This is a genomic window from Shouchella tritolerans (genome assembly GCF_025770735.1).
Lineage (GTDB): Bacteria > Bacillota > Bacilli > Bacillales > Bacillaceae_D > Shouchella > Shouchella tritolerans.
In genome coordinates, this window is record NZ_JAODPB010000003.1 from 36,654 (window position 1) to 52,118 (window position 15,465).

Sequence of the window (15,465 nt, forward strand, 5' to 3'; positions counted from 1 at the left end):
ATTGAAAATGTGGGTTTGAAATAAAGTTGAATGTTTTGAAAAAAGTCGAATCGTTTCTCCCCTTTAGATATGATTGATATGCTCCCCTTTAGGTAGACAGATTAAAATATAAAAATCTGGCTACTTATGGGGGAGTATTTGTTATGTCCAAAAGGTCTTACTCAGTAAAAAAGAAATACGAGGTATTAAACGCATTAGAGGATTATTCAAAAAATGAATTAAAGTCAATATATAACGTAGACAATTCAACGATTTTGGAATGGAAATATAAGTATAATAAACATGGGATGGAAGGTCTAAAAGAGTCTTCTACCTGGAAAAGGTATTCAAAGGATCTGAAACTAGCCGCCGTAAAAGAGTATCTGTCTGGTATGTATTCGATCCGTGAGGTTACTCGAATGTATGAAATCTCGGACGCCTCTGTCCTCAGAGACTGGATTAGGAAGTATACTAGTCATAGTGAATTAAAAGATACGTCACCAGGAAGGACGAGCTCTATGACGAAGGGAAGAAAAACGACTTGGGAAGAACGAATCCACATTGTACAGGCTTGTTTGGAGAACGGAAAAGCTTACCAAGAAGCAGCCAATACGTATCATGTTTCTTATCAACAAGTCTATCAATGGGTGAAGAAGTATGAAGAGGGCGGAGAGGAAGCGTTGAAAGATAAACGTGGTAGTAAAAAAGAAGAAGCTCTACTCACTCCAGAAGAGAAAATCCAACTTCAAATGAAAAAGTTAGAAAGAGAAAATGAACGGTTACGTGCGGAGAATGCTTTCCTAAAAAAGTTGGAAGAGGTCGAAAGGAGGCGAAACTAAATCAAATACGATTTGAAGATAACTATGTCGCCATTCAAGAGCTTCAAAAGGAAGAGAGCTTTTCGATTCTTCTACTTTGTGAGATTGCTGGTATTTCTAGAGCTGTTTACTACAAATGGCTGAAACGAACCCCTTCTGACCGAGAACGTCTCAATGAGGAAATCATAAAAAGATGAAAGTCCTTCATGAAAAAGTCGATCGCACCTTTGGCTATCGCCAAATGACGCTACACATGAATAGAGCGTTTGAAGAGAAATTAAATGAAAAGAGAATCTATCGACTGATGAACGTGGCTCATTTACGCTCGGTTATTCGGCTAAAGAAGAAACCATATAAACGATCCACCCCTCAACATGTGGCTGAAAACCGATTAAACCGCGAGTTTACAGCTGTTCAACCAAATGAAAAATGGGTGACGGATGTGACAGAATTGAAGTATGGCCAATCAAAAAAGGCCTATTTAAGCGCGATACGTGATCTTTATGATGGATCCATTGTCAGTTATGTTCTAGGGCATGCCAATAATAATTCACTTGTATTCAAGACGCTTGACCAGGCCACAGAACAATTAGCTGGTGAACATCTACTTATCCATAGTGACAGAGGGTTCCAATATACCTCTAAAGGGTTTAAACGGAAGATCGATGCGGCCAAGATGACACAAAGTATGTCACGAGTTGGTCGGTGTATTGATAATGGACCAATGGAATCTTTTTGGGGAACACTGAAGAGTGAGAAGTATGGTTTACATAAATATAAAACATTTGAGGAACTTTCGCTTGCGATAGACGAGTACATCCATTTTTATAATCATCATCGATACCAAAGACGATTAGACGGCCTTAGCCCTATGGAGTATAGAGCTAAAGCCGCTTAAATTATTTTTTTATTTCCACTGTCTACTTGACGGGGTGCAGAAATAGGTCAATATCTTGAATAGCGTATTGTGAAAAATATTATATATTGTAAATAATTGGTATAAGTAAAAAGTGATTCAAGATTGAATATGTATTAGCTTTCAATATTTCTACAACCTGATCATTCATAAAAATAGCCCTAAATTTACATATAAAAATTGGGGCTATTTTTTATGGCCTACGATGTTCGAGACATTGACCAACATAATTACAAGCCCCCTTTTCGTTATTTTATAGAAATCACGCACAAATTCGAATGAAAAAAATAACCCAAACACATGACTTGACAATAGTTGATTAGTCAACTATTGTCAAGTCCGATTCTATTTTCAGAAAGGAAGGTGCATACTATGTTAAAACAAAAAACAGCTTTAGAAAAACTAATGGAGACGACGAAACAGAAAAGAAAGAGTTGCGCACGACTGCCTTTAACCAAGAACAAATTGAAACTTCATCAGCTATTATTGCCGTATTAGGTGATATTGAAATGTATAAAAATGCAAAACACATTTATGATTTTAACGTTGAACTTGATTACAAGCCTCGTGATATTGCGGACATGATGATTGCCAATTCAGAGTCTAACTATGGCAGTTTTACTGATGCAGTTCGTTCAAATATTGCCCATTTAGATATTGGTCTAATTTCGATGCAAGGAGTACTAAAAAATACGAGCTACCTGTTAAAGAATTACCAATGCTTTTAATTGCAATTGGTAAAGCGGCTATGCCAGCACGTAATTCTTCACGTTTACCTTCCGATCAAGTAATTCGTTTTTCTAACTAAACTTAAGAACTAGCAATTATCGTTTATGTGTTTTAGACCTAAATTTCAAATAAATTTATACAAGGAGGGATCGCATGACAAACTATTTCGATGAAAAAAAGCAAATGATTACGATAATAAGAGCATTAGATCGTCATATTACGCAAATTTTTGAAAAGAGAACGGATGTTAGTTTTACGCGATTTGAGATTTTAGCTGCACTTCAGTGTCAAGGTATTGTGACGCAAAAAGATCTTCAGCAAACGTTAGCCATTGATCAAGCTGCTGTTACACGTCATTTAAAAATGTTAGAGCAGCAGGAATCTATTGAGCGAAAGCGCAATGAGAAAAATAACCGTGAAGTATTAGTTGCCATTACCGAAAAAGGGATGGCACTATTACAGGATTGTACAATTTTTAAAGATGTATTAATGGATGAATTGTACGAGGGTTTTGCTGAAGATGATGTGCAGCAATTTAAACAATATTTACTACGTTTATACGAAAACACTTTAAAACAGTAATACTACGGTATTTTCATTACGAAGCAAAATAAAAAATTGAAGGAGTGTTGAACAATGAAAATTGAAGTTTGGTCAGACTATGAATGTCCATTTTGTTATATCGGGAAACGTCAGTTAGAGAAGGCGATTCAAGACTCAGGCTATGAAGGTCAAATTGAAGTGGAGTATAAAAGTTACTTATTAAATCCTACTACACCAGTCGATACAACCGAAACAGTTTATGAGACATTAAGTAAAAAATACAATTCTTCTATTGATGAAGTAAAAAAAATGACTGCTGGTATAACAGAAAGAGCGAAAGAAGTAGGGTTAAACTACAATTTTGATGATATGAAATCAGTAAATACAGTGAAGGCCCATCGTTTAACAAAATGGGTAGAAGCACAACATACCGCATTAAGTGCTAAATTTATGGAAACGGTTTTAGAAGCTTACTTCTTAGATGGTAAGGCTATTGGACAAGATGAAGAGCTTTTATCAATTATTGAAGATTTAGGCTTAAATAAAGAAGAAGCAGAGAAAGTATTAAACAGTGATCAGTATATAGATGCTGTGAATCAAGATATTTATGAAGCACGTCAAGTTGGTGTTCGTGGTGTTCCGTTTTTTGTATTCAACAATAAATGGGGGATTGCAGGTGCGGAGCCACAGCATATATTTGAGCAAACGATTGAAAAAGCTGCACAAGATGCAGGCTTAAAACGTGCTCTTAAAATTGTTGGTGAAGGCCCAGTTTGTACAGATGAATCATGTGATATTTAAAATTGGTCGAAAGTCCGAAGGAATTCAAGATAACTGTGAAACGGTTAGCTTAATGAACGATAAAAAATATATCATAGTAAATGCACGTGGTGGTAACTTTTCTACTTCAAAAATAGCTTCAATGGTTATGATGTAATTAAAGGTATGAAATAGAAAGTGAAGGTGTCATGGAGCCATGCATACCATCGTAGTGGGTGTAAACTTTCGTACAGCGCCAGTAGAGATTCGCGAACGATTGTCTTTCGTTGAATCAGAAATACCACAGGCGATGCGAGCATTACAAGAGCAGAAAAGCATATTGGAAAATGTAATTGTCTCGACATGTAGTCGGTCTGAAATCTATGCGATTGTCGATCAGTTGCATACTGGACGATATTATATAAAACAATTCCTTGCCAATTGGTTCAATATCTCAATGGAATCGTTCTCTTCTTATTTATACATTTATGAAAATGATGAAGCAAGAGAACATTTATTCCGTGTGACTACAGGAATAGATTCAATGGTATGTGGAGAAACGCAAATTCTTGGACAAGTACGTAAAAGTTTCTTAGAAGGTCAAGAACGTGGAACAACTGGAACGGTGTTTAATCAATTGTTTAAACAGTCTATTACACTTGCCAAACGAGCACATACAGAAACAGCTATCGGTGAAAACGCGGTCTCTGTATCTTATGCAGCGGTTGAGCTTGCGAAGAAAATTTTTGGTTCATTGAAAAACAAACATGTTGTTATTTTGGGTGCTGGAAAAATGGGCGAATTGGCGATTAAAAATCTGCACAGTAATGGTGCAGGAAAAGTCACCGTTATCAATCGTACATTAGAAAAAGCACAATTACTTGCAGATAAATTTGATGGACAAGCAAAATCCATGCAAGAGCTTCAATGTGCATTACACGAAGCTGACATTTTAATTAGTTCAACAGGTTCGATAAATTTCGTCATTGATTTAGAGTTAATGGAGTTAGTTGAACGTCTACGCAAAGGTAAACCATTGTTTATGGTAGACATTGCTGTTCCACGTGATTTAGATCCACGCATTGGCGAACTTGCAAATGTATTCTTGTATGATATTGATGATTTACAAGGTATTGTTGAAGCAAATTTAGTAGAACGTCAACGTGCAGCAAACGAAATCATGCTGATGATTGAGCTTGAATTGGTACAGTTTAAAGACTGGATGGGTACATTAGGTGTGGTACCTGTTATTTCAGCTCTTCGTCAAAAAGCCTCTCAAATTCAAGAAGATACAATGGTTAGCATCGAAAACAAAATGCCTGATCTTACAGAGCGTGAACGTAAAATTTTGAGTAAGCATACAAAATCAATTATTAATCAATTATTAAAAGAACCAATTCTACAAGCAAAAGAACTTGCTTCTACTTCAAATTCTCATGAACAACTGCAATTATTCCAACAAATTTTTGGGATCGAAGAAGAAGTACAAAAAGAAAAAGAACGTCAATTACTGATTACGAAACAACAAGTGGAAGTTGTTGAAGAAACACAACAAGTAGTTAATCCACGCTATTCATATTAATTCAAGTTAAGAGGCGTTTTCGTATCTGTATGGTAAACTATACATGCGAAAACACTATTTTTATGTCTTAAGCGAAATGGGGTAAGGTATTGGCGGATTTGACCATGACAAGGCTGCATGAAGTAATAGTTATCCTCTATGGAATCAGTCTTGTATTTTACTTCATCGATTATTTAGATACAGATTCAAAAGCACAGCGCATTGCATTTTGGTTATTAAGCACAGTGTGGATCTTGCAGACGGTTTTCTTAGTCCTATACATTGTCGAAACAAAGCGCTTTCCAATCTTGACGCTGTTTGAAAGCATTTATTTTTATGCCTGGTTGTTGCTTTCGTTATCTATCGTGCTTCAACTTACATACCGCGTGTTGGTACCTGTTTTCTTCTTAAATGTGATTGGCTTTATATTTATTACCATTCATACATTTGGTCCTAGTCAAATTGAACAGTCACCAGTAGGGGAAACACTTCTTTCTGAGCTGTTAATTATCCATATTACATTTGCCATTCTTTCTTATGTGGCATTTTCGTTATCGTTCGTCTTCTCGGCGCTTTATCATATTTTGTATCGTCTTTTAAAGAAAAAGAAATGGACTAAACAGTTTGGCAAATTACCTTCACTTGATCAGACTGAAAAAGGCATGACGATTTCGATTGTCACAGGCATACCGTTTCTGTTGGTTAGCTTGATTCTTGGTCTACAATGGGCATATGTATCAATTAATGAGTTTTCATTAGCTGATGTGAAGATATTCGGATCGTTTGTTTTACTATTTGTTTATGTCTTCTTATTTTATCGGCATCAAAAAGGCAAATTGCAAGGAACAAATTATGCATGGGGACATGTATATGCATTCCTTTTAGTATTAATAAACTTCTTTTTAGGAAGTCGTTTATCTGACTTTCATTTTTGGTATTAAAATCTAACTACAGCTAAAGCGGGGTATTTTCTATTATGAGAAAAATTATTGTAGGTTCAAGAAGAAGTAAATTAGCATTAACACAAACGAACTGGTTTATTGACCAATTAAAAGAAGCGGGCTCGCCATTTGAATTTGAAGTAAAAGAAATCGTCACTAAAGGAGATCAAATCGTAGACGTGCAGCTTTCGAAAGTTGGCGGTAAAGGTTTGTTCGTAAAAGAAATTGAACAAGCTCTATACGACAAAGAAATCGACTTTGCGGTTCATATTATGAAGGACATGCCTTCAGAGTTGCCAGAAGGCCTTGTCATTGGGTGTATTCCTCCGCGAAGATGCGCGTGACGCATTCATTTCAACTGATCATGTGAAGTTTATGGAACTTCCAGTAGGTGCACAAGTAGTTTACGACGTGCTTCTCAACTTTTAATGTTGTGTCCAGACATTGAAATTAAATGGATTCGTGGAAATGTAGATACACGTTTAGCGAAGCTTGAAACTGAAGAGTACGATGCCTTTGTACAGATGAATCGTGTGATATTTAAAATTGGCCGAAAGTCCGAAGGAATTCAAGATAACTGTGAAACGGTTAGCTTAATGAACGATAAAAAATATATCATAGTAAATGCACGTGGTGGTAACTATTCTACTTCAGAAATAGCTTCATTCGAAATGGCTGTAAATTACATCAATAATGTAATTGGTGGCGTTTATGGTATGGAAAAAATCGGTGAAGTAATAATCGAAGGCCACACAGCTGATCGTGAAAACGCTGAAAAAATTATCGGTGCTGATTTAGAAAAAGGAAAAGAAGTAGCAAAATTCATTCCAACTAGTTAACGCATAATTTATAAAATTACTAAGCTAGTATTCATAAACCCCTTTGTCTATGGGATTTTATGAATACTAGCTTTTTTTATTGAGTGCGATTTGTATACAGATAATAAAGTTGTTTAATTTTAATAAAGTCGTTTGAAAATTAGTCACTCTATTCAACAATTGGGCGCGTTTGCAGAATAAGGTTTATTAAAATGATCAAACTTTTTTATGAAAATCTCATACATATCTAAAAAGGGTAACTCCATTTTGATCAATCTTTTTTCAAAATGGAGTTTTTGAAGTTGCTGCTAGATAAGGATTGAGGGATATTTTTTAATCAAACTTTATTCCAAATCAACAGAAATCTGGTTTTTAAAAAGTCGTGAAGGTTCACCCCTTTGGTTGTGCTTAGCCAAAGGGGTGTTTTTGTAGGCGAAAAAAGAACATTTAAAAGAGGAATGGGATAGATTATAAACGATTTACATATAAAACCTTTTAGGGTGTGGAATATTTACCGTGTATTGAGGCTGTGCCCCCCCCCCCGTGGCAGGAATACTCTCCCTGTTACTTTCCACTTCCCCACGCTAAAAGGTTGGTATCCAATAAGGTTTAAATAAGTGATTATCTGGATTTTTATGACAACTTAATAGTTACATATTCTAATGTAGAGCATAATTTTTAATTACGAATCGTCTGTTGAAGAACTACTAATTTATTGATTTTACGTAATTGAGTTGCATTAAGGATAAAAGAAATGTCTTTGATTTTGTTGAATTTGAAAACCTTACTGAGTTGGATATTAGATCCAAATAAAAGAGGGTGAATCTGCTCAGCAAGTAAACTACAAGATTCTTTCTTTTTTTACTCGAATTTTTATCCGTATTTTTTATTGCAAATGCAACAAAATTGAATTAGACTTGATATAGAGTTATTATTGTATTTGCAACAAAAATTTGTGTAAGGAGTTTATTATGAAGGAAGTTCTTCTTGAAATTGGAATGATTGCAAGGGCTTTAGATTCTATTAGTAATATAGCATTTAAAGAATATGATCTCACAAAAGGGCAGTATTTGTACCTTGTACGAATATGTGAAACCCCTGCAATCATTCAAGAAAAGTTAGTTGAGATGATAAAAGTGGATCGAACAACAGCATCAAGTGCTATAAAAAAGCCAGAAATGAATGGCTTTATTGAAAAGAGAGATGACCCACATAATAAAAAACCATTTCCGACAGAGAAAGGGAAAAATGTATATCCATTTATAAAAACAGAAAATGATTATTCTAATACCGTCGCCTTAACTGGATTTTGCGAAACAGAGGCTGAAACCATTTTTAACCTTCTGAAAAGAGTTAGAAAAAATATTGAAAAAGACTGGGAATATGAAAAAAAGGGAAACAAAAGAAATTATTGAAGGTGGATAAGGGGAGACATTTCAGAGTGACTATAAGAATAAAGAAGTGCACGTTTGAAGATTTACAAACACTTCAAGAAATAAGTATAGAAACATTCAATGCAACATTTAAAGATCAGAATTCACCTGAAAATATGAAGGCCTATTTGAAAAAGGCATTTAACTTAAAACAATTAGAAAAGGAACTATCCAACATTTTTTCACAATTCTATTTTATTTATTTTAATAATGAAGTTGCTGGATATTTAAAGGTCAATACTAATGATGCTCAGTCTGAAGAAATGGGTGAGGAATCACTTGAAATTGAGAGGATTTACATTAGGAATAAATTTCAAAGACATGGGCTTGGTAAATATCTGCTAACTAAAGCTATAGAAATTGCGAAGGAACAAAATAAAAACAAAATCTGGCTAGGTGTATGGGAAAAAAATGAAAATGCCATTGGTTTTTATAAGAAAATGGGGTTTGTTCAAACTGGAGCCCACTCTTTTTATATGGGGGATGAAGAACAAATGGACTTTGTAATGATCAAAACACTTAAATAAATTTTTGAAAGGTGGATTATCATGTATATCCCTAAGTATTATAAAGTTACGGACTTTCATGAAATCAAAGAATTTATTCAGAGGAACTCTTTTGGAACTATTGTAACGACAAAACAAGATAAACCTATAGCCTCTCATTTACCTTTGGAGTTACATAAACAAGGAGATGATTATTACATAACTGGACATATGGCTTATGCGAACCCTCAATGGAAAACGTTCGAGGCTGAAAATGATAATGTCCTTGTTATGTATCAAGGTCCACATTCATACATTTCGTCATCTTGGTATAAACGGGAAAATGTACCAACATGGAATTATCAATCAGTCCATGTATATGGAACAGCAAGTATTATGAGCGAACAAGAGTTAGAAGAAGATCTTATATTATTATTACAAAAATATGAAGGAAATCGTAAGAATCCTGTTTTATGGAAAAATCTTTCTCCACAAACAAAAAAACAAATCAAAGGTATAGTTGGATTTAAAATTAAATTGCAAGAAGTTCAAGCTGCATATAAATTAAGCCAAAATCGAAATGAAACCGATTATATTAACATCATTGACAAATTACAAAATGAACAAAATCCAAATTCGAAGCAAATGGCGGAACTGATGAAAAAGAGATTAAAAAATTAAAGCAGGGGATCGAGCTGTCAACTTGGCATCTTTCTACTGTTTGTGGGAAATTTCACTTAAAGTAAATGGATTTAACTGAATAAGGGTTAGGTTAATAGCAACTTTCTTACTTCTTATTTCCTGCTTCTTTTTTCTATTATATATAGCTGTTACTTTCTCCTTCCTCATGCTAGACAGGCTGTACCCAACCCAATGCTAAATAGTTGGTATCCAGAGCGGAAGGAAGAGAGAGGAAAAAAAGAGCAGGCGAGCAATATGTTCTCAATCAATATTCAATCGTAAAATCAATCAAATTTCAGGCTGGGTCCATTAGTGATCTAGTCTTTTTGTTTTGCTCAATATCTGTCCAATCCCTTATCCAATAAGGGCTCCAGTCATATTTTCTCAATTTCACTCTGTTCTATTCTTTTGTTTTCTTCACGATATAAACCTATAGGGTTTCAACACTTTTTCAGTAGTTTTTTTCATTCTTTCCATTATTTTCTCTTGATTACTCTCTCAGTTCGGTACGAACTTAATGATATTGTCCCAATATTGTATACAATATAGAACGGAAAAAAGAGGTCGAAATTAAGGGTTTTGGTGAAGTACTATGCAGCAGAAGAAAGAGTGGTGGAAAGAAGAGGAAGGGAGGAAAGAGCTTAGAGCCGCAAGGGTTTGGAGAGAGTGAAGGGGAGAATGGAGGTGGGGAAAGACTTTTTAGCAGGGGAATAGGAAATCCGGCTTTTAAAAAAGTCGTGAAGGTTCACCCCTTTGGTTATGCATAGCCAAAGGGGTGTTAAAGAACATTTAAAAGAGGAATGGATTAGATTATAAACGATTTTACATATAAAACCTTTTAGGTTGTAGAATATTTACCGTGTATTGAGGCCCATGCCCCGTGGCAGGCACGAGAAAAATTTTGGTCAATTATTTCCCGAATTAAAAAAATAAAGTGGAATCGCCAATGTTTGTTAATCCCTGCATATTTACCATCGGCTTTTCCGTAGCGAGGCATCAATAAAGCGTTTCACATAACAGGCATTGCGCACTTTGCCGATAACATTGCTCGAACTGGCTACAGTTTGCTAAAAGGGGAACTGAACGGGGATAGGTGCACTATCCGAAGTTCAATGTTATAGAAGAGATTTATTTTAAATCAATCCCTTTTTTCATGTTCCGTTTGTGAACAACAAGATTTTCTAACAATAAGTTCAGTGTCGACAAAGATTTTCATTTTAACATCTTCATTATGATCTATTTCTCTAGTTAACTTCTCAACAGCAAGTGATGAAATTTTATCTTTTTTTACATGGATCGTCGTTAATTCTGGGCTTATTATTTTTGACTCAGTAATATTATCGAACCCAATGACTGATATATCTTCAGGAACGTTTAAGTTTAACTCGTTAAGTGTTTTGATTACACTAATCGCCATGTAGTCGCATTCACAAAATAATGCTGTAGGCAAGTTGCCTTTTAGATTCAATATCGATTGTTTGAACGCTTCTTGAACAGAGACATCAGTAGGTGACATTTGGAATATGTGTTCAGGCTTGATGATTAAATTGTTTTCTGAAATGACTTTTTGGAATCCTCTTTTTCTCATATTAAAATTGTACATTCTAGAGTTAGATTCAACATAGCCAATCTTTTTATGGCCTAATCCTACAAGATATTCCCCCGCTTGATAGGCCCCCAAAGCATTATTCATTACTATAAAGCTAACATCTAAGGTTTCAAAGCATGTATCTAAAACAACCAAATTTGGTTGCAATTTAGCTACAGCTTTGATTTGCTCTTCAGTTAAGTTTGTTCCTAGCATTAATATTCCAGAAGAACGTTGCTGTTTCTCTAGGTTTGTTATTTCTTGCTCTAATGAGTCAACATTGATTGAGGAAATGATTAAAGAATATCCTTTTGATGTAATAGATTGATCTATATTATTAATTAACTCCATAAAAAAAGATTGAGATTGATATTGATCTGTGATAATTCCAGTATGTGTACATGCGACAAAACGGAAAATCTTTGATTTGTTATTGTTGTGTGCTTTTGAAAAAGGTCTTGGGTTATAATCGTGCTTTTCTGCGATTTTTAAAATTCTTTCTCTCGTTTCTTGACTGACACCAGGCTTTCCATTTAAAGCTAATGAAACGGCGGACTTGGAGACCTTGGCAATTTTTGCAATGTCATCAATCTTCATCTATATCCTCCAACTTAAATTAATTGAGATGTCCTGTATCATTCTAATAACTTATTTATACATAGTTTAGTGGAAGAATTTAGTGATGTCAAACTTGTTGAAATAGGCATCTAATCAGGTCAAACATACTAAAATAAAAAGGTTTAAGTTTAAAAATGACTAAACATAACTAAATTAAATCGGTTACATTATATAAATAATAAATGTAAATTTTATATAAATGTGTTGACTTCGGTTTAGTTCGGGTGATACTCTAATCTCGATAACTAACTCGTATTAATCCGTTTTTATTAAACTTTTATCGTTTTTTTTAGTTTTTGTTTACTTTTGTTTAGGGGTATTAAAGTTGAAATTGTGGGGGGAGTAACATGGATAAGCTAAAGTTGGGCTTTGCTCCAACACGGAGATTCGTGTTTAGTAAAGAAGACGCTTATAAATACAAAGAGTTAATAATGAAGAAAATAAAAAGTTTTGGGTTAGAAATTGAAATCGTTGATTTGGAAGGAATCAATGAGGAAGGTCTATTATATAATCGCTCAGATGAAGCTGCGGTTGTAAATCGATTTCAATCTGAGGGGGTAGATGCATTATTTTTTCCGCATTGTAATTTTGGTACGGAAGATCTTGTAGCCAAAATAGCCAAAGCAGTTGATAAACCTGTATTAATATGGGGCCCGAGAGATGAGGCTCCACTGGAAAATGGGATGCGACTTCGGGATACGCAATGTGGAATCTTTGCAACAGGTAAGGTGCTTCGCAGGTTTAACGTACCGTTCACTTACATAACAAACAGTACTGTTGATTCTAAAGTCTTTGAAAGAGGATTTAAAAACTTTATTGGTGCAGCGAATGTTGTGAAGCAATTTAAACAGCTCCGAATCCTTCAAATCTCAACCAGACCTTCTGATTTTTGGTCAGTAATATGCAACGAAGGGGAATTGCTTGAAAAGTTCGGTATTCAAATTTACCCGATTACCTTAGACGAAATAAAGCAGACAACACTGAAAGTTGAGGAAGAAGGAAGCGCAGAGTTAGATCAAGCGATCAATTATATTAAAGAAACACTTGACTGGAGCATGGTTGAAGAAAAACACGTACGTCGTATAGCTTCACTAAAAGTTGCGATGAAGCAATATGCTGAAGAAACGGGCAGCTCGGCTATTGCTATTCAATGCTGGTCTACATTACAAGACATTATAGGCATTATGCCTTGTTTGGCAAATGCAATCTTAACTGATGAACAAATCCCAGTCACTTGCGAAACAGATATTCATGGTGCCATTACATCCATTATGGTTCAAGCAGCAACTTTGAACACGACACCAACCTTTTTTGCAGATATTACAATTAGACACCCTGAAAACCCAAATGGAGAGTTGTTATTCCATTGCGGGAATTTTCCGGTTTCACTAAGTGTGGAAGACAGGCCTACATTAAATAAACACTTTTTATTCGAAGATCATTCACCAGGTACGCATGAAGGGGAGATAAAAGGCGGGGAGATGACAATAGCGCGCTTTGATGGTGACCATGGAGAGTATTCAATTTTTTTAGGTAAAGCTAAAGGGATTGAGGGGCCATACTCAAGAGGGTCATATGTATGGGTAGAAGTGAATGATTGGCCGCTATGGGAAGAAAAATTAGTGAAAGGTCCATATATTCACCATTCAACTGGAATCCATGCCAATGTCATACCGGTTATATATGAAGCGTGTCAATATATACCTGGTTTAACACCAGACCCTGTAGATCCTACAGTAGAAGAGATTCAAGCGTGGCTGCGTGGCAGTGATATAAATGAATAATACGATTGGAGGGAGATTTATGGAGGATATAAAATTTTTGAAGCGTAAAGCTGCTGAAATCAGAAAGTTGTTGCTTGAAACAATTTATGAAGCTGGTACAGGCCATACTGGTTCATCCTTATCAAACACCGATATTTTAACAGTTCTTTACTATAATGTGATGAATGTCGACCCGCAAAATCCAACATGGGAAGACAGGGATCGTTATATTCAAAGTAAAGGTCATGCCGTTGAATCTTATTGGGCGGTATTAGCTGACAGGGGATTTTTCCCGAGAGAAGAATTAAAAACGTTTTCTAAATTCAACTCTAGATTAATAGGACATCCGAATAATAAGGTTCCAGGTGTGGAAATGAACACTGGGTCATTAGGGCATGGATTATCAGTAGCGGTGGGAATGGCTTTAGCTGCTAAGAAGGATCATAAATCCTATAGAGTCTTCACATTAATGGGCGATGGTGAGCTAGCAGAAGGTTCTGTTTGGGAAGCCGCTATGGCTGCATCACAATATAAGCTGGATAACTTAATAGGAATCATTGATAGAAATAGATTGCAGATCACAGGCAGTACAAGTGATGTGATGAGTAATGAACCGCTTGATAAAAAGTGGGAGAGCTTTGGCTGGAGTGTTGTTGAAGTAAATGGCAATGATATAGCTGAACTAGTAGAAGTTCTAAATGAAGTGCCCAAGACGATTGGAAAACCTACAATCATCCTTGCCAACACTATTAAAGGGAAAGGAATATCACTGGCTGAAAATGTAGCTGGCTGGCACCATCACGTTCCGACTAAAGAAGAGTATGAATTAGCTATGAAGGAACTTTCTGAGCAATTGGAGGTATTATCATGAATCATGCAGCACTTAAAAAGAAACCGGGAAATAATATTGCAAATCGGAAAGTTATCAGTGATACTCTGCTACATTTGGCAAAAGAAAATAAAGATATTTTAGTATTAACAAGTGATTCCAGAGGTTCAGCGTCCATGGCGCCATTCGCAGATGCCCTGCCCGGTCAATTAGTAGAAGTAGGGATTGCAGAGCAAAACTTAGTAGGGATTGCAGCCGGCTTGGCGGCCTCTGGAAAAAAGCCGTTTGTAGCTTCTCCTGCCTGTTTCCTAAGCATGCGAAGCATAGAGCAGATTAAAGTTGATATTGCTTACTCAAGAACGAATGTAAAGTTAATTGGAATTAGTGGCGGAGTAAGTTATGGAGCGCTTGGTATGTCACATCACTCCCTGCAAGATTTGGCTGTGACCAGGGCTATACCAGATTTACACGTCATGATGCCTGCTGACCGTCACGAAGCCAAGAAAATGACCGAAGCCTTAGTAGATTATCAGACACCTGTTTATATGAGAATTGGCAGAAATCCTGTGGAGGATTCTTATATAAATGAAGATTACAATTTTGAAATTGGCAAGGCAGTTACGATGCATGAAGGAAACGATCTTACCATCATTGCATCGGGAGAAACTGTACGCATTGCGCTTGATACAGCTTATTTACTTAAATCAGAAGGGATTGGTTGCAGAGTATTAAATATGCATACGATCAAGCCGCTAGATGAGAAAGCTGTTATAAAAGCAGCTGAAGAAACGGCGCGCATCATTACGATAGAGGAACACAGTATTTATGGCGGACTTGGTTCTGCCGTTTCAGAAGTGATTTCACAAAATTACCCTGTTCCTATCAAAATCATTGGTATTCCGGATGAACCAGCGATAACAGGCAATACAAAGGAAGTATTTGAACATTATGGCTTGAGTGCTCCAAATGTTTCTACCATCGCTAAAGAAATGATTGGTAACTAG

General features: G+C 35.7%; 12 protein-coding genes and 2 pseudogenes. 13 read left to right on the forward strand and 1 reads right to left on the reverse strand.

Features of this window, described 5'->3' with window-relative positions; translation table 11 throughout:
- Positions 1–143: 143 nt before the first annotated feature.
- The 10 genes and pseudogenes from N6H06_RS10675 (at position 144) to N6H06_RS10725 (ending at position 9,663) form a co-directional block, all read left to right on the forward strand.
- Positions 144–1,695, forward strand: a pseudogene (locus N6H06_RS10675) (IS3 family transposase).
- 452 nt (positions 1,696–2,147) lie between these two features.
- The gene (locus tag N6H06_RS10680) at positions 2,148–2,441 is read left to right on the forward strand and encodes a nitroreductase family protein (RefSeq protein ID WP_263706439.1); all 294 of its coding nucleotides are present in this window, start codon (positions 2,148–2,150) and stop codon (positions 2,439–2,441) included.
- Positions 2,442–2,595: 154 nt separating this feature from the next.
- Entirely contained in the window at positions 2,596–3,024 is a 429-nt protein-coding gene (locus N6H06_RS10685) for a MarR family winged helix-turn-helix transcriptional regulator (protein WP_263706440.1), read from the forward strand.
- Between the two features lie 54 nt (positions 3,025–3,078).
- On the forward strand, positions 3,079–3,786 hold the full coding sequence (locus N6H06_RS10690) for a DsbA family oxidoreductase (protein WP_263706441.1): 708 nt from the start codon (positions 3,079–3,081) through the stop codon (positions 3,784–3,786).
- Between the two features lie 175 nt (positions 3,787–3,961).
- Positions 3,962–5,326, forward strand: a complete 1,365-nt coding sequence (gene hemA, locus N6H06_RS10695) for a glutamyl-tRNA reductase (protein ID WP_263706442.1) — start codon at positions 3,962–3,964, stop codon at positions 5,324–5,326.
- Positions 5,327–5,415: 89 nt separating this feature from the next.
- Positions 5,416–6,246: a cytochrome C assembly family protein gene (locus N6H06_RS10700; protein ID WP_263706443.1), complete on the forward strand. Its 831-nt coding sequence runs from the start codon at positions 5,416–5,418 to the stop codon at positions 6,244–6,246.
- Between the two features lie 35 nt (positions 6,247–6,281).
- Positions 6,282–7,085 (forward strand): annotated as a pseudogene (gene hemC, locus N6H06_RS23080) (hydroxymethylbilane synthase).
- A 950-nt stretch (positions 7,086–8,035) separates the two neighbouring features.
- Positions 8,036–8,479 (forward strand): MarR family winged helix-turn-helix transcriptional regulator, encoded by a 444-nt coding sequence (locus tag N6H06_RS10715; RefSeq protein WP_263706444.1) that lies wholly within the window; start codon positions 8,036–8,038, stop codon positions 8,477–8,479.
- A 26-nt stretch (positions 8,480–8,505) separates the two neighbouring features.
- Positions 8,506–9,024, forward strand: coding sequence for a GNAT family N-acetyltransferase (locus tag N6H06_RS10720; RefSeq protein WP_263706445.1), 519 nt, complete (start codon positions 8,506–8,508; stop codon positions 9,022–9,024).
- A 21-nt stretch (positions 9,025–9,045) separates the two neighbouring features.
- A complete protein-coding gene (locus tag N6H06_RS10725) occupies positions 9,046–9,663 on the forward strand; it encodes an FMN-binding negative transcriptional regulator (protein ID WP_263706446.1) in 618 nt (205 codons plus the stop codon).
- A 1,138-nt stretch (positions 9,664–10,801) separates the two neighbouring features.
- On the opposite strand, the gene N6H06_RS10730 is transcribed toward N6H06_RS10725, so the two are convergent.
- Complete coding sequence (locus tag N6H06_RS10730) at positions 10,802–11,848, reverse strand: LacI family DNA-binding transcriptional regulator (RefSeq protein WP_263706447.1); 1,047 nt, start codon at positions 11,846–11,848, stop codon at positions 10,802–10,804.
- A gap of 368 nt (positions 11,849–12,216) precedes the next feature.
- Between N6H06_RS10730 and N6H06_RS10735 the strand changes: the two genes are divergently transcribed.
- The 3 genes from N6H06_RS10735 to N6H06_RS10745 are packed head-to-tail and all read left to right on the forward strand — an operon-like array spanning position 12,217 to position 15,465.
- Positions 12,217–13,653 (forward strand): L-fucose/L-arabinose isomerase family protein, encoded by a 1,437-nt coding sequence (locus tag N6H06_RS10735; RefSeq protein WP_263706449.1) that lies wholly within the window; start codon positions 12,217–12,219, stop codon positions 13,651–13,653.
- Between the two features lie 19 nt (positions 13,654–13,672).
- Positions 13,673–14,503 carry a transketolase gene (locus tag N6H06_RS10740; protein ID WP_263706451.1) on the forward strand — a complete coding sequence of 277 codons (831 nt, stop codon included), beginning with the start codon at positions 13,673–13,675 and terminating at the stop codon, positions 14,501–14,503.
- The gene (locus N6H06_RS10745; protein ID WP_263706453.1) at positions 14,500–15,465 is read left to right on the forward strand and encodes a transketolase family protein; all 966 of its coding nucleotides are present in this window, start codon (positions 14,500–14,502) and stop codon (positions 15,463–15,465) included. Before N6H06_RS10740 ends, N6H06_RS10745 begins: the two co-directional genes overlap by 4 nt.

Bases quoted from the DNA above. Each gene is read 5' to 3' on its own strand.
- N6H06_RS10715 (WP_263706444.1), top strand. From the start codon at position 8,036: ATGAAGGAAGTTCTTCTTGAAATTGGAATGATTGCAAGGGCTTTAGAT.
- N6H06_RS10735 (WP_263706449.1), top strand. From the start codon at position 12,217: ATGGATAAGCTAAAGTTGGGCTTTGCTCCAACACGGAGATTCGTGTTT.
- N6H06_RS10745 (WP_263706453.1), top strand. From the start codon at position 14,500: ATGAATCATGCAGCACTTAAAAAGAAACCGGGAAATAATATTGCAAAT.
- N6H06_RS10730 (WP_263706447.1), bottom strand. From the start codon at position 11,848: ATGAAGATTGATGACATTGCAAAAATTGCCAAGGTCTCCAAGTCCGCC.
- N6H06_RS10725 (WP_263706446.1), top strand. From the start codon at position 9,046: ATGTATATCCCTAAGTATTATAAAGTTACGGACTTTCATGAAATCAAA.
- N6H06_RS10685 (WP_263706440.1), top strand. From the start codon at position 2,596: ATGACAAACTATTTCGATGAAAAAAAGCAAATGATTACGATAATAAGA.
- N6H06_RS10690 (WP_263706441.1), top strand. From the start codon at position 3,079: ATGAAAATTGAAGTTTGGTCAGACTATGAATGTCCATTTTGTTATATC.
- hemA (WP_263706442.1), top strand. From the start codon at position 3,962: ATGCATACCATCGTAGTGGGTGTAAACTTTCGTACAGCGCCAGTAGAG.
- N6H06_RS10740 (WP_263706451.1), top strand. From the start codon at position 13,673: ATGGAGGATATAAAATTTTTGAAGCGTAAAGCTGCTGAAATCAGAAAG.